This is a genomic window from Tsuneonella sp. CC-YZS046 (assembly GCF_035581365.1).
GTDB lineage: Bacteria > Pseudomonadota > Alphaproteobacteria > Sphingomonadales > Sphingomonadaceae > JAWKXU01.
In genome coordinates this window covers 1,810,301-1,832,554 of record NZ_CP141590.1, presented here as the reverse complement: position 1 = coordinate 1,832,554, position 22,254 = coordinate 1,810,301, and the positions used below count along the sequence as shown (strand labels likewise).

General features: G+C 63.9%; 18 protein-coding genes. 6 read left to right on the top strand and 12 right to left on the bottom strand.

Annotated elements, in window-relative coordinates:
• The first annotated feature begins 3 nt into the window (after positions 1-3).
• Both U8326_RS09055 and U8326_RS09050 read left to right on the top strand, forming a co-directional pair.
• Positions 4-2,025: a hydantoinase/oxoprolinase family protein gene (locus U8326_RS09055; RefSeq protein ID WP_324739850.1), complete on the top strand. Its 2,022-nt coding sequence runs from the start codon at positions 4-6 to the stop codon at positions 2,023-2,025.
• Complete coding sequence (locus U8326_RS09050) at positions 2,025-3,758, top strand: hydantoinase B/oxoprolinase family protein (RefSeq protein WP_324739849.1); 1,734 nt, start codon at positions 2,025-2,027, stop codon at positions 3,756-3,758. The genes U8326_RS09055 and U8326_RS09050 overlap by 1 nt, the downstream gene beginning before the upstream one ends.
• 12 nt (positions 3,759-3,770) lie before the next feature.
• Here the strand turns inward: U8326_RS09050 and U8326_RS09045 are convergent, their stop codons facing one another.
• From U8326_RS09045 to U8326_RS09010, 8 genes are all read right to left on the bottom strand, one after another.
• Complete coding sequence (locus U8326_RS09045; protein ID WP_324739848.1) at positions 3,771-4,886, bottom strand: CaiB/BaiF CoA-transferase family protein; 1,116 nt, start codon at positions 4,884-4,886, stop codon at positions 3,771-3,773.
• Positions 4,883-5,869 (bottom strand): nitronate monooxygenase family protein, encoded by a 987-nt coding sequence (locus tag U8326_RS09040; RefSeq protein ID WP_324739846.1) that lies wholly within the window; start codon positions 5,867-5,869, stop codon positions 4,883-4,885. The genes U8326_RS09045 and U8326_RS09040 overlap by 4 nt, the downstream gene beginning before the upstream one ends.
• Complete coding sequence (locus U8326_RS09035; RefSeq protein ID WP_324739844.1) at positions 5,869-7,029, bottom strand: acetyl-CoA C-acetyltransferase; 1,161 nt, start codon at positions 7,027-7,029, stop codon at positions 5,869-5,871. The genes U8326_RS09040 and U8326_RS09035 overlap by 1 nt, the downstream gene beginning before the upstream one ends.
• A complete protein-coding gene (locus U8326_RS09030) occupies positions 7,026-7,820 on the bottom strand; it encodes an enoyl-CoA hydratase/isomerase family protein (protein WP_324739842.1) in 795 nt (264 codons plus the stop codon). The genes U8326_RS09035 and U8326_RS09030 overlap by 4 nt, the downstream gene beginning before the upstream one ends.
• A complete protein-coding gene (locus tag U8326_RS09025) occupies positions 7,817-8,578 on the bottom strand; it encodes an SDR family NAD(P)-dependent oxidoreductase (protein ID WP_324739840.1) in 762 nt (253 codons plus the stop codon). The genes U8326_RS09030 and U8326_RS09025 overlap by 4 nt, the downstream gene beginning before the upstream one ends.
• Before the next feature lie 52 nt (positions 8,579-8,630).
• On the bottom strand, positions 8,631-9,698 hold the full coding sequence (locus U8326_RS09020; protein WP_324739838.1) for a phosphotransferase: 1,068 nt from the start codon (positions 9,696-9,698) through the stop codon (positions 8,631-8,633).
• The gene (locus U8326_RS09015; RefSeq protein WP_324739836.1) at positions 9,695-10,870 is read right to left on the bottom strand and encodes an acyl-CoA dehydrogenase family protein; all 1,176 of its coding nucleotides are present in this window, start codon (positions 10,868-10,870) and stop codon (positions 9,695-9,697) included. Before U8326_RS09015 ends, U8326_RS09020 begins: the two co-directional genes overlap by 4 nt.
• A 139-nt stretch (positions 10,871-11,009) precedes the next feature.
• A complete protein-coding gene (locus tag U8326_RS09010; RefSeq protein ID WP_324739835.1) occupies positions 11,010-12,137 on the bottom strand; it encodes an acyl-CoA dehydrogenase family protein in 1,128 nt (375 codons plus the stop codon).
• A gap of 93 nt (positions 12,138-12,230) precedes the next feature.
• Between U8326_RS09010 and U8326_RS09005 the strand changes: the two genes are divergently transcribed.
• Entirely contained in the window at positions 12,231-12,878 is a 648-nt protein-coding gene (locus U8326_RS09005) for a TetR/AcrR family transcriptional regulator (protein WP_324739834.1), read from the top strand.
• Here U8326_RS09005 and U8326_RS09000 read toward each other — a convergent pair.
• The 4 genes from U8326_RS09000 to U8326_RS08985 all read right to left on the bottom strand — a co-directional run bounded on the left by U8326_RS09000 (position 12,853) and on the right by U8326_RS08985 (position 18,727).
• On the bottom strand, positions 12,853-13,611 hold the full coding sequence (locus tag U8326_RS09000; protein WP_324739832.1) for an SDR family oxidoreductase: 759 nt from the start codon (positions 13,609-13,611) through the stop codon (positions 12,853-12,855). The two genes, U8326_RS09005 and U8326_RS09000, sit on opposite strands and share 26 nt — an antisense overlap.
• Positions 13,612-13,642: 31 nt before the next feature.
• Positions 13,643-14,032: a hypothetical protein gene (locus U8326_RS08995; RefSeq protein WP_324739831.1), complete on the bottom strand. Its 390-nt coding sequence runs from the start codon at positions 14,030-14,032 to the stop codon at positions 13,643-13,645.
• A 16-nt stretch (positions 14,033-14,048) separates the two neighbouring features.
• Entirely contained in the window at positions 14,049-15,974 is a 1,926-nt protein-coding gene (locus tag U8326_RS08990; RefSeq protein ID WP_324739829.1) for a hypothetical protein, read from the bottom strand.
• A 158-nt stretch (positions 15,975-16,132) separates the two neighbouring features.
• Positions 16,133-18,727 (bottom strand): TonB-dependent receptor, encoded by a 2,595-nt coding sequence (locus tag U8326_RS08985; protein WP_324739828.1) that lies wholly within the window; start codon positions 18,725-18,727, stop codon positions 16,133-16,135.
• Positions 18,728-19,059: 332 nt separating this feature from the next.
• On the opposite strand from U8326_RS08985, the gene U8326_RS08980 reads away from it, so the two are divergent.
• The 3 genes from U8326_RS08980 (at position 19,060) to U8326_RS08970 (ending at position 22,186) form a co-directional block, all read left to right on the top strand.
• The gene (locus tag U8326_RS08980; protein WP_324739827.1) at positions 19,060-19,710 is read left to right on the top strand and encodes a GntR family transcriptional regulator; all 651 of its coding nucleotides are present in this window, start codon (positions 19,060-19,062) and stop codon (positions 19,708-19,710) included.
• Positions 19,711-20,046: 336 nt separating this feature from the next.
• Positions 20,047-21,192, top strand: a complete 1,146-nt coding sequence (locus U8326_RS08975; RefSeq protein ID WP_324739825.1) for a hypothetical protein — start codon at positions 20,047-20,049, stop codon at positions 21,190-21,192.
• 10 nt (positions 21,193-21,202) lie between these two features.
• Positions 21,203-22,186, top strand: coding sequence for a phosphotransferase family protein (locus tag U8326_RS08970; protein ID WP_324739824.1), 984 nt, complete (start codon positions 21,203-21,205; stop codon positions 22,184-22,186).
• Positions 22,187-22,254: the final 68 nt, after the last annotated feature.

Below are 22,254 nucleotides of genomic sequence, written 5' to 3'. Positions count from 1 at the left end.
GTAATGAGTGCGATTGTTGGTATCGATGTCGGCGGAACCTTCACCGACCTTTATCTCAGCCCGGGCGGCGGACAGCCCGACCGTGTGGTGAAAGTCCCGTCCACGCCTGACGATCCGTCGCGCGGCCTGGCCGATGCGCTGGAAGCATCCGGGGTGGCGCCGGGCGAATTGTCCCTGATCCTGCACGGCACCACCATCGCCACCAATGCGGTGATCGAGCGCAAGGGCGCCCGGGTCGCGCTGATTACCACCGAAGGCTTTCGCGACATTCTGGAGCTTGGCCGCCGCGACCGCCAGCGCAGCTATGGGCTGACTGGCGCGCACAATCCGCTGATCCCGCGCAGCCAGCGCTGGGAAGTGGCGGAACGGATGGACCATGAAGGCAATGTGGTCACGCCACTGGACGAGGAAGCGGTAAGGGCGCTCGCCTCGGCGCTGGCCCGGATGGAGTTGGAGGCGGTCGTCGTCTCCTATCTCCATTCCTACGCTAATCCGGAGCATGAGCGGCGCACGGCCGAAATCCTGCGTGCCGCCCGCAACGATTGGCAGGTGGTGATTTCCAGCGATGTGGTGCGCGAATATTACGAGTTCGAGCGTACCAGCACCGCCACGGTGCAGGCATATCTGCAGCCCCTCGTTTCCCGCTATGCGGAACGGCTCCAGAGCCGGCTGGCCGATGGCGGCTATTCCGCGCAGACGCTGGTGATGCAATCCAACGGCGGCCTGGTGCCGCTGGCCACCCTGCCTGAAAGGGCCGCCAACATCGTGCGCTCCGGCCCGGCGGCAGGGGTCATGGCCGCCGCGCGCCTCGCCAGCGAGGCCGGCTTCAACAAGATCATCACCGGCGACATGGGCGGGACCAGCTACGACGTGGCGGTGGTGGTCGACGGCCAGCCGCCGGTCGCCGAGACGACCGAGCTGGATTTCCGCATACCGTTGCGCCTGCCGATGATCGACGTGCATACCATTGGCGCGGGCGGTGGGTCCATCGCCTCGCTCGACCGGGGGGGTATGCTCAAGGTCGGGCCGGAAAGCGCGGGCGCGGTGCCGGGGCCGGTCTGCTTCGGACGGGGCGGCACCCGGCCCACGGTGGCCGACGCCAACGCGGTGCTGGCCCGGATCAATCCGGAAAATCCGATTGGCCTCAAGAATATAGACCGCTTGGATGTCGACACGGCGCGCAAGGCGCTGGGCGAGCTTGGGGCGCAGATCGGCCTCGATGCGGAAGAAACCGCGTTGGCGATCCTCACGCTGGTCAATCACACCATGGCCGGGCGGACCCGGCTGCTGACGGTGGAGCAGGGCCACGATCCGCGCGATTTCGCACTGGTGATCTTTGGCGGGGCAGGGCCGCTGCACGGCGCTGCGATCATGCGCGAGGTTGGCATCAAGACCATGCTGCTGCCGCCGCATCCCGGTGTGCAATGCGCGCTCGGCTGCGCCATCGCCGATATCCGCTACGACATGTCGCTGACGGTCGAGCGCCCTACGGCGGAAATCGACGCCGCATGGACCGCGGCGGCCCTGAAATCGCAGCGCGAGGAGGGGGAGCGCAAGCTCGCCATTTCCGCCAACGATATTGAGCGCAGCCTCGTCGAGCATGTCGCGCTGATGTCCTTCGCCGGGCAGATCCACAGCCTGCGCGTGCCGATCCAGGCGGATTGGTCGCCGGAGCGCATGGCTGAAGGCTTCCGCGAAGTCTATGCGCGGGAAAATGGCGATGCGCCGGGCGATCTGCCGGTGACGCTGGTGAGCCTCAAGACCACGGTGCATGGGGAGCGCAACCGGGGTGGCACAACCCCCGCGCAAGAACTTTCCCCGGGCGAAGCGGTCCCTCAGGCATACCGCAAGGTGCGCTTCGAAAGCTGGCTCGATACGCCGATCTATCAGCGCGAGTTCCTGAAGCCGGGGCAGCATTTTTCAGGCCCGGCGATTATCGAGCAGGCGGATACCACGACTGTGATAGAACCTGATATGGTGGCGAGGGTGGACGTGGCAGGCAATATATTGGTGGAGATGGCGTGATGGCTGATCCCGTTACCCTTTCGGTGGTGCGCGGCGCGCTGGAACAGATCACCGATGAGATGGATCTCCATCTGATCCGCGCGGCGCTGTCGCCGATCATTTCGGAAACCAATGATTGCGCACATGGCCTCTATGACGCTGAAACCGGCGAGACTATCGCACAGGGCAGCTATGGATTGCCGCTGTTCCTCGCCAGCATGCAATGGACGGTGCAGCGCGTGATCGCGGTGGCGAAGCAGCAGGGCGGTTTTCGCGACGGCGATCTGTGGATCGTCAACGATCCCTATATCAGCGGCACCCATCTCAACGACGTCGTGCTGGTGAAGCCGGTATTCGTGGACGGAAAGCCGTTCGGCCTGTTCGCCAATACCGGCCACTGGATGGACATGGGCGGCAGCGTGCCGGGTGGCTGGGCGCCGTCTGCCACCGAGATCCATCAGGAAGGGATCATCATCCCGCCGATGAAGCTGTGCGATCAGGGCCGCTTCAACGACGGCGTTCTCACCATTATCAAGGCCAATGTCCGTCTGCCGCGCCAACTCGAGGGCGATCTGGCAGCCATGATGAACGTCTTCACTGTGGGCGCGCGGGGGCTGGACAATCTGATCGAGCGTTATGGCGTGGAAACGCTGCAGGAATGCATCGCGGAAATCCTCGACCGGTCGGAACGGCAGATGCGCTCCTACATCGCGGAAATTCCGGATGGCTCCTATCGTTTCGAAGACTGGTTTGACAATGACGGAGTAGAAGACCGCCCGCTCAAGGTGGTGGTGACGCTGAAGGTGGAAGGTGATTCCATCCTGATGGATTTCACCGGCACGGAGGAGAAGGCGCGTGGTCCGATGAATATTTCGGACAGCACCGCCATGTCGATGTGCCTGGTGGCGATCAAGCATGTGTTCCCGGATGTGCCGGTGAATGGCGGGGCGTTCCGACCCATCGGCTTTCATATCCCGCGCCCGTCCATCCTGTCGGCGCAATATCCCGTTCCGGTTGGCGGCACCACGGACGTTACCCAGCGCGTGGTGGATGTCGTGTTCGGCGCGCTGGCGCAGGCGATCCCGGAGCAGGTTCCAGCGGCGCCTTTCGGCACCACCGGCGTGCTGACGATCACCGGAAACAGGCCGGAAACCGGCGGCTATTTCGTGGCGGTCTATCCCTATCCGGGCGGCTATGGCGGGAGCCGGGAATCCGACGGGCTGGTTAATGGCACGCCGCCAGGATCGATGGCGCGCTTCATGTCGGTCGAGATGTCGGAGCATCGCTATCCGGTGCGGTTCGAATATCTCGCCATTCGCGAAGAATCGGGCGGTGCGGGCGAGCATCGCGGCGGCTGCGGCACGGCCTATGGGATCGAGGCGCTGGCCGATTGCACCATCAGCATTCTGGGTGACCGGGTGGATTACAGCCCGTTCGGCATCGGCGGCGGAGGCAAGGCGCAATCCAACCAGGTCAGGCTGGTGATCGATGGCAAGGAAGTCATCCCGCCCTTTCGCAGCAAGGCGGAAAAGCTTCCGCTGCATGCGGGCGACAAGGTCCGCCTCGCGTCACCCGGCGGCGGCGGCTACGGCAATCCGCGGAAGCGCGATCCGCAGGCCGTGGAGGCGGATCTCAACAATGGCGTCATCAGCGAGGATCAGGCCGTTTCCATCTATGGCGCGACCATAGCCGGGCGTGAGGTGCGCAACGGCCGGACATTCTATCGCCTGGAGCATCTCGAGGCGGCCGAATAGCTGCGCTCCGGTTCAGTCCCGGGGGATCACGTCCCACTCGGCAAGGGCTTCCATCCCGCCTTCCCCGGCGGCGCAGGGGCGCGCTCCGGCCTTGCCTGGGGTGCGGGAAAAGCGAGGCGCAGGAACAGGTTGGATGACGCCGCCCTGCTCGAAATAGATGCCGCGCGCCGCCATATGTGGATGATGCGGCGCTTCTTCGAGTTCGAGCACCGGCGAGAAGCAGGCGTCGGTCCCTTCCAGCAATTCGCACCATTCGTCGCGTGTGCGCCAGGCGAAGATGGCGGCGAGCGCCTCGCGTCCCTTGGCCCAGTTCGCCGGGTCTTCACGATTTGCGAACAGCGCCGGATCGAGTTCGAGCTTGTCCGCCAGAATGGCGAAGAACTGCGGCTCGAGCGGACCCACCGCGACATATTTGCCGTCGGCGCAGGCATAGGTGCCGTAATAGGGGGCCTGACCGGCCAGGAAATTGCGGGTCCGGCCCATTTCGGTCCACCCGCTGGCGGAAATCCCCTGAAAGAAAGACATCAGCGACGCGGTGCCATCCACGATGGCGGCGTCAATCACTTGCCCCTGGCCGGAGCGGGTGCGTTCCAGTAGCGCTGACACGATACCGAAGGCGAGGTAGAGCGCGCCGCCGCCGAAATCTCCGACGAGATTGAGCGGCGGGGAGGGGGGCGTGCCCGGAATGCCCATTTCGGCGAGCGCTCCGGTCAGGGCGATGTAGTTGATGTCGTGCCCGGCCGTATGGGCGAGAGGGCCGGTCTGGCCCCAGCCGGTCATCCGCGCATAGACCAGGCGCGGATTGCGGGCATGGATCTGCTCCGGCCCCAGGCCAAGCCGCTCCATCACGCCGGGGCGGAAGCCTTCGATCAGCACATCGGCCCGGTCCGCTGCTGCCAGGCAGGTTTCGAGGTCTTCCGGCCGCTTGAGATCCAGCGCCAGCGAGCGGCGTCCGCGCCACGTCACGTCGCGCGGGTCCGGTCCCTGCCCGGGGCGGTCGATGCGGATGATGTCCGCGCCCATGTCCGCCAGCAGCATGCTGCAGAAGGGGGCGGGACCCAGCCCGGCAAATTCCAGCACGCGCACGCCCAGCAGGGGACCTTGCCGTTCGGCCTTCGCTTCCGTCATGCTGCCTGCGCGAGCATGTTGGCGAGCCTGCCGGTAATGATGTTCTCCGCATCCCTGACGATCCGGCCGATCAGTTCCTCGCAGGTCGGGATGTCGTGGATCAGGCCCTGAATCTGCCCGGCCCAGACCAGCCCCGCGTCCACATCGCCGGTCTGCAGCGCCTCGCGGCCCTTGGCCCCGGACACCAGCGGGCGGATATCCTCGAACACGGAATCCGGCTGGTTGGAAATCTCCACCACCTTGTCGGACACGCTGGTCTTGGCCACGCGCCCGGTGTTCTTGAACTTGCGGAAGATCAGATTGGTCGCGCGCTCGTCATTCTCGACGATCAACTGCTTGATGTTGTCGTGGATCGGCGCCTCCACCGTGGCGCAGAAACGCGTGCCCATGTTGATCCCGTCCGCACCCAGCGCCAGCGCGGCCGCCAGCCCGCGCCCGTCGCCGAAACCGCCGCTGGCGATCATCGGGATGGTGATCTTGTCCGCGGCGGCGGGGATCAGGATCAGGCCCGGAATATCGTCCTCACCGGGATGACCGGCGCATTCGAACCCGTCGATCGAGATCGCGTCCACGCCCATCCTCTGGGCCGACACCGCGTGGCGCACCGCCGTGCATTTGTGGATCACCTTGACCCCATGCGCCTTGAACTCGTCGACATGCTCCTGCGGTTTGTAGCCGGCGGTTTCGACGATGGTCACGCCGCTGTCGATGATCGCCTGGCGATATTCGGCATAGGGCGGCGGGTTGACGCTGGGCAGGATGGTGAGGTTCACGCCGAAGGGCTTGTCCGTCATCGTCCGGCAACGGTCGATCTCGCGGCGCAGATCGTCCGGCGTCGGCTGGGTGAGGGCGGTGATGATGCCCAGCCCGCCCGCATTGGAAACGGCGGCGGCCAGCTCCGCATAGCCGACCCACATCATGCCGCCCTGGACGATGGGATGCTCGATCCCGAGCAATTCCGTGAAGCGGGTCTTCAGCGTCATTACAGTGCCTCCACGATGGTGACATTGGCGATACCGCCGCCTTCGCACATCGTCTGCAGACCCCAGCGCCTGCCGCGCGCACGCAGGGCGTGGACCAGCGTCGCCATCAGCTTGGCGCCCGATGCGCCCAGCGGATGGCCCAGCGCGATCGCCCCGCCGTTGACGTTGAGCCTGGCCGGATCCGCGCCCAGTTCCTTGATCCAGGCGAGCGGGACCGAAGCGAAGGCCTCATTCACTTCGAACAGGTCGATATCGCCGATGCTCAGGCCGGCGCGCTGCAATGCCTTGCGCGTGGCGGGGAGCGGTTCCTCCAGCATGATGATGGGATCGCCTGCCGTGACGGTCAGGTTGTGGATACGGGCGATCGGCGTCAACCCGTGATCCTTGAGCGCCTTTTCGTTGACGATAAGCGCGCCCGACGCGCCATCGCTGATCTGGCTGGCATTGGCGGCGGTGATGGTGCCGCCTTCCTGCAGCGGCTTGACCGAACCGATGCCTTCCATCGAGGCATCGAACCGCACCCCTTCATCCTGCGCGAAGATGCCGTTTTCCGTCTCGACCGGCACGATCTCCGCCTTGAAGGCGCCTGCTTCTATGGCCGCCGCCGCCTTCTGATGGCTCCATAGCGCAAATTCATCCATGTCGTCGCGCGAGAAGCCGTATTTGTCGGCCATCATCTGCGCGCCGGTGAACTGGCTGAACTCCGCAACGCCGAAGCGGTCCATCACCGCCTGGCTCCACGGCGCGGTGCCGATCCCGGCCTGCTTGTGCAGCATGAAGTTGGAGAACATCGGCACCCGGCTCATGCTTTCCACCCCGCCCGCGATGACCATGTCCTGCGTGCCGGACATCACGGCCTGGGCCGCGAAATGGATCGACTGCTGGGACGATCCGCACTGCCGGTCGATGGTCACGGCGGGCACGCTAACCGGCAGGCGGGAGGCCAGCACGACATTGCGGCCCAGCGCGAAGGACTGCTCCCCGGCCTGGGTGACGCAGCCGATGATTACGTCATCCACCGCCGCCGGATCGATCTGGGTCCGGTCGAGCAGCGCATCGACCACCCTGGCGCCCAGGTCGTTGGGATGGACACCGGCCAATCCGCCATTGCGGCGGCCGCCTGCGGTGCGCACTGCTTCGACGATATAGGCTTCGCTCATGATCCGGCTCCTTCAAAATCGGGTTTGCGTTTGGCGAACAGCGCGGCAAGGCCTTCCTTGCATTCGGCGCTGCCTGCGGCGTTGGAGATAGCGCGGACTTCGCGCTCCATCTGGGTTTCCAGCCCGGACGTATAGGCCTCGGTCAACAGGGCGCGGGCCGCGCCCAGCGCCGCCGTGGCCGATGCGGCAAGCGTTCCGGCCGCCGCTTCGCCTTCCGCTGCGAGCGCGTCATCGGCCACCGTGCGGGTGACAAGTCCGATCCGTTCCGCTTCGTCCGACTTGATGCGGCGATTGGTGAGGATGATGTCCTGCGCCTTGCGCAGGCCCACCAGGCGCGGCAGCAGCCAGCTCATCCCGCCATCGGGGCTGAGGCCGATCGCGCCATAGGCGGCGGTGAAATGCGCGGACTCCCCGGCGATCACGACATCGCCGGCAATGGCGAGGCTCAGCCCCGCGCCTGCCGCCGGGCCGTTGACCAAAACAAGCAGCGGCTTCCGCATCCGGGCGAGCCGCGCCACTGCCATGTGAAGCGTGCTGGCAAGCTCTCCGACCACGGCTGGCGCATCATCCCCGGCCTTGGCCATCACGCCGACATCTCCGCCCGCGCAGAAAAGACGCCCGGCCCCGGTCAGGACGACGCAGCGGATCGACCCATCAGTATCGCACCGCACCGCGGCCTCGAACAGCGTCCGCGCCATGCCCAGATCGATCGCATTGCCCTGATCCGGCCGGTTGAGGACCAGCCTGGCAATCGCGCCATCGCGTTCGAACAGGACCGGCTCGGCGCTCATCGCGGGGCCATCCGGATCGCGCCGTCCAGGCGGATGGTCTCACCGTTCAGCATCGGATTGGTCACGATGCTTTCGACAAGCTGGGCATATTCCTCCGGCTTGCCGAGGCGGCTGGGGTGGGGAACCTGCTGGCCGAGCGAATCCTGCGCGGCCTGCGGCAGGCCCGCCAGCATCGGTGTCCAGAAGATGCCGGGGGCGATGGTCACGACCCGGATCAGGTGCTGGGAAAGATCGCGCGCGGCGGGCAGGGTAAGGCCCACGACGCCGCCCTTGGATGCGGAATAGGCGATCTGGCCGATCTGGCCGTCGAAGGCGGCGACCGATGCGGTGTTGACGATCACGCCGCGTTCCTCGCCCACGGGTTCGGCCTGCGCGAGCTGCGCGGCGAATTGCGACAGGACATTGAAGGTGCCGACCAGATTGACTTCCACGGTCTTGCGGAAGGTGTCGAGCGGGTGAACCTTGAATTCCTTGCCGACCGTCTTGATCGCCGGGGCAATGCCCGCGCAATTGACGAGGATGCGAGCCGGACCATTGGCCGCTTCCGCTTCGGCCAGGGCATTGGCGACACTGTCACCATCCGTCACATCGACCTTGGCGAAGCGGCCGCCGATCCTGGCGGCATGGGCATTCCCGGCTTCATCCTGAAGGTCGAAGATGGTGACTTTCGCACCCTTCGAGGCGAGCATCGCGGCGGTCGCTCCGCCAAGCCCGGAAGCGCCGCCGGTTACGATTGCGGCTAAACCTTCGATCTGCATCTGTCTCTGTCCTTTCCTCGAATTTCCTATGGCAGCCGGGCTGCCGTTCCGTTCAGGCGCACCGTTCCATCGCTTCGCGGGCAAGCCGGGCGAGGACAGGGAAACTTTCCGCCCGTTCCCTGGCATGGGCGGATGCGGCGGTTCCGCGGATCACGCGGCCCTTGATGCCGTGGAAGATCGCGGCCAGCCGGAAGTAATTGAAGGCGATGTAGAAATCCCAGTTGGGGATGCCCTCGCGGCCCGTGCGGGCACAATAGGCGGCCACATATTCCTGCTCCGGCGGGATGTTCAGCGCCGCGATGTCCACGCCGGCCAGCCCCGCCACGATATTGGGCGGCATCTGATACATCATCGCGTGATAGGCGAAGTCCGCCAGCGGATGGCCCAGGGTCGAAAGCTCCCAGTCCAGCACCGCGATCACGCGCGGTTCTGTGGGATGGAAGATCATGTTGTCGCAGCGGAAATCGCCATGGACGATAGTGGTTTCGTCGCCGGGCGGAATATTGTCGGGCAGCCATTCGACCAGCCGGTCCATGTCGGGATTGCGGCCAGCTTCGACATCTTCCAGATATTGCCTGGTCCAGCGCCCGATCTGCCGCGCGAAATAATTGCCGGGCTTGCCGTAATCCTCCAGCCCCAGCGCGATATAATCCGTGCTGTGCAGGCGGGCGATGGTCGCATTCATCGCATCGAAATAGGCGGGGCGATCTTCCCGCGCGACATCGGGGAAGGTCGCATCCCAGAAGATCCGGCCCTCGACCATTTCCATGACATAGAACCAGCTGCCGATCACACCTTCATCGATGCAAAGCCCATAGACATGGGCCACGGGAAAGCCCGTCTTGCCGAGAGCGCTGAGCACGCGCGCCTCGCGCTCCACCGCGTGCGCGCCTTTGAGGATCTGGCCGGGCGGTTTGCGGCGCAGCACATAGCTGCGGCTGGGCGTGACCAGCTTGTAAGTGGGGTTGGATTGGCCGCCCTTGAACTGCTCCACCGTGAGCGGGCTGGCATAGCCCTCGACATTGGCTTGCAGCCAACGGTCCAGCGCCGCCTCGTCGAAGCGGTAGGCCTCGCGAACCGCAGTCGTGCCGGCGTTGGCGTCCTGATCCAGCGCGCTCATGCCTGCAGCGCCTTCCAATCCCGCCGGATCTTCTTGGCCAGGCTCCATTTGTGGACTTCGGTTGGGCCGTCGTAGATGCGGAAGGCGCGGATCTCGCGGAACACCTGCTCCACGATGGTGTCATCGGTGACACCCGTGCCGCCCATCACCTGCACGCAGCGATCCGCCACGCGCATCAGGCCCTCACTGACCGCGACCTTGGCCATGGAGCTTTCGGGCACGCCCATCTCGCCGCTGTCCAGCACGTCGGCGCACCAGTCTATCATCAGTTCGGCCTGTTTCAGATCGATCAGGTTCTCGGCCAGCATGAAGCCGACCCCCTCATGATCGATCAGCGGCTTGCGGAACGCCTCGCGGCGATTGGCATAATCGGTCGCGATCTCGTTGGCGCGGATGCAGGCGCCCAGCCAGCGCATGCAGTGCGACAGGCGTGCGGGCGAGAGGCGGACCTGCGCATATTTGAAGCCTTCTCCGGCCTCGCCCAGCATCTGATCGGCCGGGATGCGCAGATTGTCGATGGTCAGCACGGCATGGCCGCCGGGCATGGAATTGTCGATCGTGTTCGGGATGTGATCGATGCGAATGGCCGGATCGGGCAGGTCCACCAGGAACATGCAGGCGCCTTCTTCCGCCTTGGCCATCACGATTCCGATCCGTGCGCCCTCTGCCCCGGTGATGAAGGCCTTGCGCCCGCTGACCACCCAGTGATTGCCTTCCTGCCAGCATTTGGTTTGCATCATGGAAGGGTCGGAACCTGCGCCGCCTTCGCTGGCAGGCTCGGTCATGAAGAAGGCTGTGGTCTTCTCGCCCGAGATCATCGGGGCGAGGAAGCGCTCCTTCAACTCCTTGCTGCCGACCTTGCCCAGCAGATACATATTGCCTTCGTCCGGCGCGGCGGTGTTGCAGGCGAGGGGGCCGAGCGGGGAAAGGCCGGTGCGGATCAGCACGGCCGCGGTTTCGCGCTGGTTGAGGTGGGAGCCGTCCGGCAGGATATGCGGCGTCATCACCCCGGCGGCGCGCGCCTTGTCCCGCAATTCCGCGACGAGTTCGTAGGTCGGGCAATTGTGATGATCGCGGCGCGGGTCCTTCTCATGAGGCACGACTTCCTCGCGTACGAAGCGCTCCACCCGATCGGCGATTTCCAGCGCCGCCGCCATGCCGATCCCGCTCATGCGCGCGTTCCTTCAAATATGATGCAAGCGCGGCCTGCGATTGCCCTGCGGGCTGTCGAACCGATCATTTTCGATCATCTCCCAATCAAGATAGTGAAGACCTTCGCCGCCGCGCGATCAAGCCGCTTTTCCATGCCGCTCAAAGATTGCGGGCAATGACCATCCGCTGGATATCGGATGTGCCTTCGTAGATCTGGCATACGCGGACATCGCGGTAGATCTTGGCGACGCCGAATTCCTCAAGATAGCCGTAGCCGCCGAGAGTTTGGATGGCGGCGGACACCACGCTTTCGGCGGTTTCGGAGGCGACCAGCTTGGCCATGCTCGCTTCGGTGAGGCAGGGCGCGCCGCTGTCCTTCACCGCCGCCGCGTGGAGCACCAGCTGCCGGGCGGCTTCCAGCCGGGCTGCATGATCGGCCAGGCGGAAGCCGACGGCCTGATGCTGCATGATGGGCTTGCCGAAGCTGGTCCGTTCCTTGGCATAGGCGACCGCGATATCCAGCGCCGCCTGCGCCATGCCGATGCATTGCGAGGCGATGCCGATCCGGCCCGCTTCCAGGTTGGAAAGGGCGATTCCGTATCCGGCCCCTTCCGCGCCGAGGCGCAGGCTCTCATCCAGGAACATGTTCTCGAACCGGATGGCGCAGGTGTCGGACGCATACTGGCCGAGCTTGTGCTCGACCTTGTCCACGACGTAGCCGGGCGTGTCGGTCGGCACGAGGAAACCGGAGATGCCGCGCTTGCCCGCGTCCGGATCGGTCACGGCGAAGACTATGGCGATCCCGGCGATCTTGCCGGAGCTGATGAATTGTTTCGCCCCGTCCAGCACGTAGCCGCCCTCTGCCTTGCGGGCGCGCGTGCGCAGGGCGGAGGCGTCGGAGCCGGCGTCGGCTTCCGTCAGCGCGAAGGCGCCGATAGCGCGACCCGCCAGCAGGTCCGGCAGGAAACGTTCCCTTTGCGCGTCGTTGCCGTCCTTCAGCAGGGCGGACACGATCAGGCTGTTCTGGATGCTGAGAATGGTGGAGAGCGCGCCGTCAGCCGCCGCGATTTCCATCAGGGCGAGGGCGTAGGATACGTAATCCGCCCCGGCGCCGCCCGCTTCCTCGGGCGCGGTCATGCCCATCAGGCCAAGCTCGGCCAGCTCCGTATACAGTTCGGGCGGATATGCCTTCGCCGCCTCGTATGCCGGGGCATTCGGCCTGATCCGCTCCTGCGCGAAGCTGCGGACCATGTCTCGGATTGCGGACTGCGTTTCGGAAAGAATCATTCTCTGCCTCGCGACAGTTTCTATACTCGTGAGTATATTGTGTTCTTACGGGTTTTGTGTCAACCGTGAATCGATGCAGCCACGATGTGTTTCATGAGCAGGCCAGAGTCCCCGTTCCAGACGCCTGGGCAGCGGCGGGAAGAACGCGCGGCGAAGCGGCAGGCGGTGCTGCGCGCGGCGGTGCAGATGTTCAACGAGCGGGGCTTCCACGCCACTTCGCTGGAAGATGTCGCCGCCAGTCTCGGCATCACCAAGCCGACGATCTACCATTATCTTGGCAACAAGGAGCAGGTGCTGCTCGAATGCGTCACCATCGGGCTGGAGCAATTGCTGGAAGCGGCGGAGATCGCGCGGCGCGAGGAAGGGACGGGGAAGGATCGCCTGTGCAGTTTCCTGCGGCGCTATGCCGAGATCAACATGGACGATTTCGGCCGCTGCGTGATCCGCACCGGCGAGGAAACCTTGTCGGAGAATGGCCGCAAGCAGTTTCGCGGGCTCAAGCGCAAGATAGATACGGCGCTGCGCGAACTGATCGACGAAGCGATTGCTGACTGCACCATCTCGACCAGCGATCCCAAGCTGCTTGCCTTTACGCTTGCCGGAGCGCTCAACTGGCCCGCGCGCTGGCACGAGCCCGGCGGGGCACGCCCCGCGAGCGAGATTGCGGAGGGCATGGTGGATATTCTGGCCGCGGGCTTCGCGCCACGCCAGGCCATCACGCCATCAATACGCCGCCATTAACCTGCAGGGTCTGCCCGGTCATCCACGATGAGCGCGGGCCCGCCAGAAACAGCACGCCATCGGCGATTTCATCGCAATCGGCATAGCGGGCCAGCGGAATCGCCTTCGTCACTTCCGCCACGGCGCCGGTATTGTCATCCGCTTCCAGCGCGACGACGGTTTCCGTCCGCGTCGGCCCGGGGGACAGGCAGTTGATCCGCACATGCGGCGCGGCTTCGGCGGCGATGGCGCGGGTGAAAGCCTCCACCGCGCCCTTGCTGGCGGCATAGACCGACAGACCGGGCGTGGGCGCCCGCGCGGCGATGGAGGTGACGTTGATCACGCTGCCGCCGCCCCTGGCGATCATCGCGGGCACGAAGGTGCGGCAGAAGTGGAAGGTGCCGAAGAAATTCACCTGCATCACCTGTTCCGCCAGGGCCTCGCCCGTGTCGGCGAGCAGCGCGGTGGGGAAAATCCCGGCATTGTTGACCAGCACGTCGCAGCCGCCCATGGCCTGCGCCGCTGCGAATGCCCGCTGAGCGGTTTCGCCATCGGTGACGCAGCCTGCAATCGCCTTGACCTCGGATGCCGGTGGAAGGGCTGCGATGGTTTGGGCGAGTTTCTCTTCGCCGCGCGCGACCAGCACGAGCCGGGCTCCCGCGGATGCGGCCTGCCGGGCAATCGCCTTGCCGATTCCGGCCGTGGCGCCCGTGAGCACAAGGGTCTTCCCGGCAAGCCCCGCGTCGTCCTGCATGTTCGATCCAATCTCTGTTTCTTGAAGAGGTTCAGGGCCGGGCGGGCCGGTATTGCAGAGGCAGGCCGGCCTCGAGCTGGGCCAGCGTCACCAGCGTTGTTCCATCGCCGTCGCCGCAGATTTTCACGGCATCGGTGCGGGCGGTCGCTGCCGGGGCCAATGTGCTCCCTACGATACCGGCTATGTGATCTCCGTGATCGACATAAAGCCAGGTCGCCACACCGCCTATCTCCACCACGGCGATAGCCACGATTGCAACGCGCACCGCCGGCCGCGCGAAGATGCGGCGGAGCGCGCCCAGCAATGTGGGCAAGTCCTCTTCGCCCGCGCCTGCCCGAACCACGCCCCAATAGATACCCCACCGCCGCAACACGGCCATCGCCTGCGCGAAGAGGAAGGCAGCTATGACGCAGCACATCATGGGCAGATACCCGCGTTCAGCCCTGGGGCACGATGGTCAACTCCACGCGGCCCGCCAGCGGGATCGTGAAGCGGGCCTTGCCCTGGCTGTCCGCCGTCAGATTGGCGCCTGTCTGGCGGATATGGTAGCTCTTGCCGGGCACAAGCCGGTCTAGGCCCAGTTCGGTCGTGCCCGCTTCACCCCCGGCGCGCAGCACCAGTTCGAGCGCTTCGCCGTCCGTGACCGCCCGGGTGACGATCACCTCGGGATAGCGTGCCTCGCTCAGGATCGGGCCGGTTCGCCAGGCTTGCGGCAGGCCGCGATTGACCATGTCGCGCACGGTGTTGGCGCGGGTCCAGGTCATCGCGTCGGCAATCCCTTCGCCGTAGCGCTCGTCGATGGTCAGGCGGGTGGCCTGGATGATCGGCTCGTCGCCCATTTCGAGCGCGGCCCACAGCACCATGATGAGCGGGTTCAGCTCGGGCCATTGCGATGAAGAGAAATTTGCGGGCTTGCGCGTATCCCAGCCCAGCGGAAGCAGGCGGAAATCGAGGCGGCCCTTCTCATTCACCGACATGAAATCGCGCTTCAGCACTTGCCAGAGCCGTTCCGCCTGTTCCGGCGCATGGGGTGTCAGGAAGCGGATGCCCCATGTTTCCCCGAACAGTCCCGAGAGGCTCGGCACGGTGAAGCCGAAGGTGCTGGAAGTGCAGACGCGGATGCGGCCGTCGGGCAGCATCATTTCCTCTTCCATGGTCTGCTCGAAACGCTTGCCGATCTCCTCGGCCATCTTGGTTCCATGCCGCGCATCGTGCAATTCCAGCGCGGTCAGGCCCACGAGATTGCACATGGAATAGATCCAGCGCGGCTCGCACGGGAACCAGCCATAGTCGTAGCGCTTGGCGTTCTTCACGATTTCGCCCAGCATGGTTTCGTGGCTGTAGGGAAAGGCGGTGTTCTCGTCCCAGCGGAATGTCAGGGAGCCTGGCTCGCGGAAAGGCGACGTGCCGCTGGCGGTTTCGAACAGGCCGAGGGATACGCCGAGGAAGCCCGATAGCATGATATTGTCGATATGCACCGGGTTCTTGTCGATGCGCAGGTTGCCCCAGATGCTTTCCCAATACCAGTAATTCCAGGTGTTCCGGTGGATATGCTTGCGGATCAGGTTTTCCTGCGCAGTGTTCAGATAGCCGTGGAAGGCGGGAAGCTGCGTGTATTGCCCGAACGACAGATTCCAGGACATCGTGCAGATCTGGTAGCGGAGCGCGCCATCCTGCCAGGTGTCGTTGAAATTGAAGCCTTCCCAGCTGTCGACCGGCTGGAGGGCGAGATCGAGCATCCGGCGAAATTCCGCGACTTGTCCGTCGGGCATTTCCGGCGATGCGACGATCGGGCGATCCCGAAGGACCGGCTCCGCCTTCTCGATGGCCTTGTTGTGACCTTCCGCGCGCTTCTGCGCCTCAGCGAATTTTTGGCGGCGGCCGACTGCCAGGTAAAGATGCAGGCCCAGGAATGCTGCGGGAACGACATACTCCATGGCTTTTACGCCGGACCCATCGCCGACCCATGCCGCGGCGAGCAGTGCGGTTCCGACCATCACTCCCGGCGGGCCGAGCACCACCCCGCGCGCCCACCAGATGAACATGATGACCGCAAAGGCCGCCACCGAAAGCAGGCCGAACAAGGCGCCGGCAATGCCGCCGGCATAGAAGAAGCCTCCGCCGGGCAGGATAAGCCCAAGCCCGAAGGCCTTCCATTGCGCGCTCATGCCGAGGGCGATGGGCAGCAGGCCGACGACGAACACCAATGCCTGAAGGATGTAGAATCGCCGCAGGATGCGCTGCGTGATCGGACCATGCATCCGCTCGATTCGCGGTATCGGCGGAATGCGATCCACCAGTTTCGGAAGCATCTCCTCCGTCACATTCACAGATTCGGCCGGAGCCTTGATCTGTGTCGCCATTTGCAGTCTCCCGAAGCGCTGCTTCCTGCGGTTGTATCCTGCCTGCCTGGCAGATGATTTCGTCGAACGATATAGGAGTTCGCCCCTCGGGGCAAACCCCAAAAAAGAGGGCGACGAATAGGTTTCGCCGCCCTTAGGGAGGTAACTTGTGAGTTGGTTCAGTAACGGAAGGAGAAGGATGCGCCGTAGACGGCCGGGCGACCGGCCATGCTCCAGCGGGCGTCGCCATAATAGGTCGGCGAGGTCAGGTAGTATTTGTTGAAGACGTTGCGGCCATAGACGGTGAGTTTCCACTGGCCGTCATTGCCGCTCAGGCCCGCGCGCAGGTCGACCGTTTCAAAGGCCGGGATCTCGAAGAAGTCGGCGCGCAGGATGTCGTTCTTGAAGGTCGCGTTGGACTTGCCCTGATAGACTATGGTGCCGCCTACGAAGGGCCGGAGGTTGCCCATGTCCCATTCGTACTGGATGTCGGCATTGCCCATGAAGTGCGGCGTATAGGGCAGCTGGGAACCCTTGAACTCGCCGGTCCAGCCCTGGTTGTTGAATACCGGGAAAGTGTCGGTGTCGGTGACGAGCTGGGTGAAGGTTTCTGTGACCTTGCTGTCCAGATAGGTCGCGCTTGCCGACAGCGTCAGGCCATCGACCGGCTCCGCGAACAATTCCCCTTCGATCCCGTAGACTTCCGACTTGGGCACATTGACCAGGCGTTCGAGCAGGCCCCAGATCTGATCCAGGACTTTGGCGCGAACCTGCTTGTCGCTGTAGTCGTAATAGAAGGCCGAGGCGTTCAGGCGCAGTCTGCCATCGGCGAACGGCATCTTGAAGCCGCCTTCATAGGAGATCAGCTTTTCCTGCGTCGCCGGCACATATTGCGAGATGACCGAAGCGCCGATGTTGGAGAACACGCCGGCCTTGTAGCCCTGGCTGACCGTCGCATAGATGAGGCCGCCATTGTCGAACTTGTAGTTGAGGCCGACGCGCCAGGACCAGTTGTCCTCGGTCAGCTTTTTGGTGACCGGGTTTATGACCGGGGTGAATGCGGGATATTCCGGGCTGCCATCGCCGAGGACGAACACTTCACCCGGGTTGATTACACAGCCGCAGATAGCCTGGAAGACCGAGTTCCCGCCGTACCAGTTGGAGAACAGGTCGTCTGCCGGCGGATCGACATAGGCGTAGGTGCCGCTCTGCTTGTTCTTGGTATAGCGAAAGCCGCCGCTGAGCGTGAGGTTGTCGACGACCTCGAATTCCGCGTTGCCGAAGAAGGCGTAGGTCTTCGTCTTGGAGTTGAACAGGTTCAGCGTGTCCTGCACCGGACCGATCCCCGTGGCAGCCCAACCGAAGGGATCGTTTCCGAGAAAGCTGTACAGGAAATAGGTGTTGTTGTCCGTGGTTTTCAGGTGGTCGTAATTGGCGCCGATGATCCAGTTGAGCCGGTCGGTCTTGCCGGCCAGGCGCAGTTCCTGATTGAACGCCTTGATATCCCCATAGGCGATAATATCGTAGGATGTGGACCCGGTCCCATCCAGTTCGACCGTGCGATTGGTCTTCTTCTTCGCATAGGAAGTGAGCGAGGTCAGGGTGATGGCGTCCGTCAGGTCGATGTCGGCGCGCAAGGTGCCCTGCCAGTAGGAATCCCTGCTGCCGCGCATGAAGCCCGGCGACCAGGATGCCGCCCGCGCGTTGTTGACGATGGGCGTTCCCAAGATGAACTGGGTCGATTCCTGCATGTCGAACTGCGACCATGCCGAATTGTCGAAGGCGAGCAGGGGGCTGACCCCGTTCAGCCGGGTGACCGCCCGGTTCTGGAAGTCGAGGAATGTCGGCAGGTAGCCGGGATCGCCCGGAGTGGTGAGCGCGGCATACAGCGCATTGTCGACATAGCCATAGGGGTTGGCCGTCGCCGGATCGGCATTGGCGGCCGCCAGCGCGGCGTCGCTGTAGATATTGTAGAACGAGCCGTCGTAATGCGGCGCCTGGGTGTCGGACCGATCACGCCCGGCGGTGAAGGTCGTCTGGATGCGGATCGTGTCGGAGGGCGTCCAGTCCAGCGAGGCGCGCCCGACGATCTTGCGCTCGTCGCCGTTCTTCTCCGTCGAATTGGCCAGCTGGGCCTTGGCCAGATTATACTGCCAGGCGCCGCCGGAAATGCCTTTCAGCGCAAGACGGCCGCGCAGGGTGTCGGACAGCGGGCCGCTGATGAAGCCGGAGATTTCGGCCCGGTTGAAACGCTCGTAGGAAGCGTCGGCGCCCGCCTGGAAGGTATCGGTCGGCTTGGCCACGATATAGTTGATGGCGCCGCCGGTGGAGCTTTGCCCGAACAGGGTGCCCTGCGGTCCCTTCAGCACTTCGACGCGCTCGATGTCGAGGTTGAGGCCATCCGACATGATCGGGAAGTTGCGGGAAATTTCGTCGGTGTAGATCGCCACGGCCGGCGCCGCGCCGATGGTGGCGTCGTACAGGCCGATGCCGCGCAGGGTGTAGACAGGGGTCGCGAAGGTCGATGCGGTGGCGATGAAGCCCGGCACCAGCTTGCTCAGGTCGCCCACGTCCTTGATGCCGCGATCCGCCAGCGTGTCGGCCGTGGCCGCCTGGATGGTCAGGCCCACGTCGTTGATCGACTGCTCGCGCTTGTTTGCCGTCACGATGATCTCGCCCGCCGAACCGCCTTCCGCCGATTGCGCGAACGCAGAACCGGATGCCGCCAACGCCAGCAACGAACTGCACGTCGTGATCGCTTTCAATTGCCTCATTTCAGGTTTCCTCCCTCATCAAGTTCGCTTTTCGAAACCGATGGGGCCTGGGGAGATATGCCTCCCTCGCTCTGGTTATCCATCCGCCCCCAAGCGAACCGGCATCATTCTAGGCCGAAAAAATACGCAGTCAATAATGTCGAACGATTTCGTGAGATGAGGCGATCTTGTTGACCTTGCGATCCGTTATGCGCAAAGAGGATTCCTGAATATCCATGCTTTTGAAGGCGCGCCCGCCGGGGAGCCACGTGACACAGACGGTCAAAAATAAAATCGAGCGAGTCGGGGGCGCAAACGCGTCGACAACCAGGCAGGCGAGCGAGCGCACGAGTGTGAGCGACCGCGTTGCAGAAGCGATTCTGCAGGACATAAGAAGCGGCCGCCTGGTTCCCGGCCAGCATCTGCTCGAACCGGAACTGACCGCTCGCCTTGGCATCAGCCGCGGATCGCTGCGCGAGGCGCTCAAGCATCTCTCCGCGGCCGGCATAGTCAATCTCAGTCGTTTCCGGGGCGCCTACATCGCCACGCTGGATCGCAAGGCGGTGCTGGACTTGCTGGACACGCTGGAGCCGCTGGCAAGGCTTGGCGCCCGGCTTGCCGCGCAGAGCGGGGCGACCGACAAGGACTATGCCCGCCTGCTGGATGCCGCGAAGAGGCTTGGAGTGGCGCAGGCTTCCGGCGGCCGGAGCGACTATCTCAATGAACGCCGCCGCTTTTACGGCATCATGATCGAGCTGGGCGGAAATTATGAGCTGGCGCGAACGATGCCCTTGCCCCGCGCCGATCTCTTTCGTGCCCAGGTCGAAACCCGCCAGAACGAGAAGCAGAGGCGTTTGCACTTCGAAGGCTACGAACGAATAGCCCAGGCAATCGCCGCGCGCGATCCTGTGGCGGCCGACAAGGCCGTGAAGGAACATTTCGCGGGCACCCGCCGGACGATGGCGGAACTTGACGAAGATGCATTTCCCCGATCCAATTTCTGAAGGCGATCGGGTTTAGGCTGAATCAGGCTTCCGGCAGTCCGGCGGCTTACCGAATGACAGGTGCGGAAATTTCTCGCGCGGGCGTTGCGCGCATGGGAATTTTTGTTTTTCGTGAAGATAGCTAGACGAAATCGTCCGACGCATTTAAGCCTGAGAGGACAGAACGAATCGCCAGGACGAATCGGATGCCGGGAGCATCACTTTTGGGCTGACTGCGCAGGGATGCTCAGGCATCCTCGTATTCAGAGCGGAACGCCGAAAGTTTGGGAGACGGTAATGAATGCTATATCCAATCAGCCTTTGAAATTCGTCCGCAATGCGATGGAAGATATCGGAATGCTCACCGCTTTGGATGAGCAGCTGAATCATCAGATTGCGGATACGTTCTCCACGGTTTCCACGTCCGAACACAGCTGGACGGAAAAGATCTGGACAGCGATCGTCCGCAAGGACGGCGGGCTTGCCATCGATTTCGGCCTTGGCCGCTATCACAATCGCGGCGTGCTGGACGGATGGGGCGCCGTATCGCGGGGGGCGGAGCAGTGGACCGTTCGCGCCAATCGCGAGCTTCGCGACGATCCCACGGTGACCGAGGTAGGCCCGCTCCGCTACGAGATCGTCGAGCCGCTCCGCCAGGTGCGCTATGTGCTGGAAAAGAACGACCTCCAGCCGATCTCTTATGACATCACCTTTACCAGCGAGATGCCGCCCTTCTTCGAGGATCGCCATCGCCAGCGCGAGCATGACGGCTTTCGCGTAGGTTCGGATGTGGTTCGCTATCACCAGATCGGCGTGCCGTCGGGCTGGGTGGAGATCGAGGGCGAGCGGATCGAGGTTCGCCCGGATGAGTGGACGGAATATCGCGACCACAGCTGGGGCACGCGTCTGGACGTGGGCGCTCATGCCGCTGACATCCGCCCGCGCGCAGGGTTCGGAGACGCCAATTTCGGCCAGAACGAATTCGTCCTGATCTGGAGCCCGTTCATGCTCCAGAAGCCGAATGGTGAGAAATACGCCTATCACTTCTATTTCATGTCCAGCATGGGCCGTATCTTCTACTCGTCGGGCTATCTGAACCGTTCCGACGGAACGCAGGAGAAGGTCGCCCGGGTGCGCCCCGAGCTGCGATATGACGACGCCACACGGCGCCTGCTGGGCGGCCAGGTGCATTTCGACATGCTGCAGGGCGGCAGCCACACGGTGAATGTCGAGGTTGTCGGAACCTCAGGCGTGCATCTCGGGCCGGGCCTCTATCTGGGTTTCGATGGCCGCAAGCATGGCTCGTGGCACGGGCCGCTGACCCTGGAAGGCGAGAAGTTCGACGATACGCTGGACCGCGAGACGCTCAAGCGCATCAGGCAGCTTCGCGACTGCCCGATCAAGGTCACGGAAGGCGATGCGGTCGGTTACGGGATCATGGAAACCATCATTCATGGCGCCCATCCGGAACTGGGGCTGACCAAAGAAAATTCGCTCGTCTGAGTGCGGTAACATGGCACGCGACAATGAACGCCTTGCCGACGGGTTGCGCCGTTGGCTGCCTCGCGGCAATCGGATCACCGGGGTGCGAACCCTTTCGGCAGGACATTCGAACGAAACCCATTTCGTCGAGGGCCTGAACGAGATTCTCCGGATGCCGCCGTCGGAGGAGGGCTTGCTCCCGCCATACGACATGGCCCGTCAGCACGCCGTGATGTCTGCAGTGGCGGCGCATGCGCCCGGCATTCCGATGCCGCCCATGCTGGAGTTATGCACCGATCCGGATGTGCTGGGCGACGAGTTCTATCTGATGGGCGCCTTGCCGGGCGAAGCGTTCGAATATTCCATTCCGGATTGGCTGGCGGCCGATCCGGTCGAGGGGGCGGATTCCGTCTGCCGCCAATGGTTCGATGCCTTCACCAGCCTGAACAATATGCCGGTGGAGCATATGCCCCCCGGCGAGCGGACGGTGCAGGAGGAAGTGGATTACTGGCTGAATGTCTCGCGTGAATGCGAAGCGGTGCCGGAGCTTGTCGGGATACTGGAAGATCTGTCCGCCCGTCCGCCGCGCACCACCGGGCCTGCCACGCCCGTGCATGGCGATACGAAGCATGGAAACTGCCTGTGGCATGAAGGCAGGCTGACTGCTCTGCTCGATTGGGAAATGGCGCGGATCAGCGAGCCGATGCTGGATCTGGGCTATATCCTGATGTTCCACGATCAGGGTCCGGCCTCTCTGGGCGATGCCGGCTACGAGCTGCCAGGCTGGTGGTCGGCGGAACGAATGATCGCGGAATGGGAAGCGCGAACCGGCCGCACCGCGGTCGACACCGCGCGTTACACCGTGCTCGGCCAGGCGAAGGTCGCGGCGATCATATCCGTCGGCGCGCATCTGTTTCGCACCGGCCGGATAAAGGACCCGCGCTTCGAAGGCTTTGCAAAGCTGTTGCCGGCCTACATGGATCTGCTGCAAAAGCGGGCGATGGCGGCGAGTTGATGAAACATATGCGCACTGTCCATGGGTGCGGAATTTTGTCAGTCTTTTTCGTCGAACAATTTTGATCG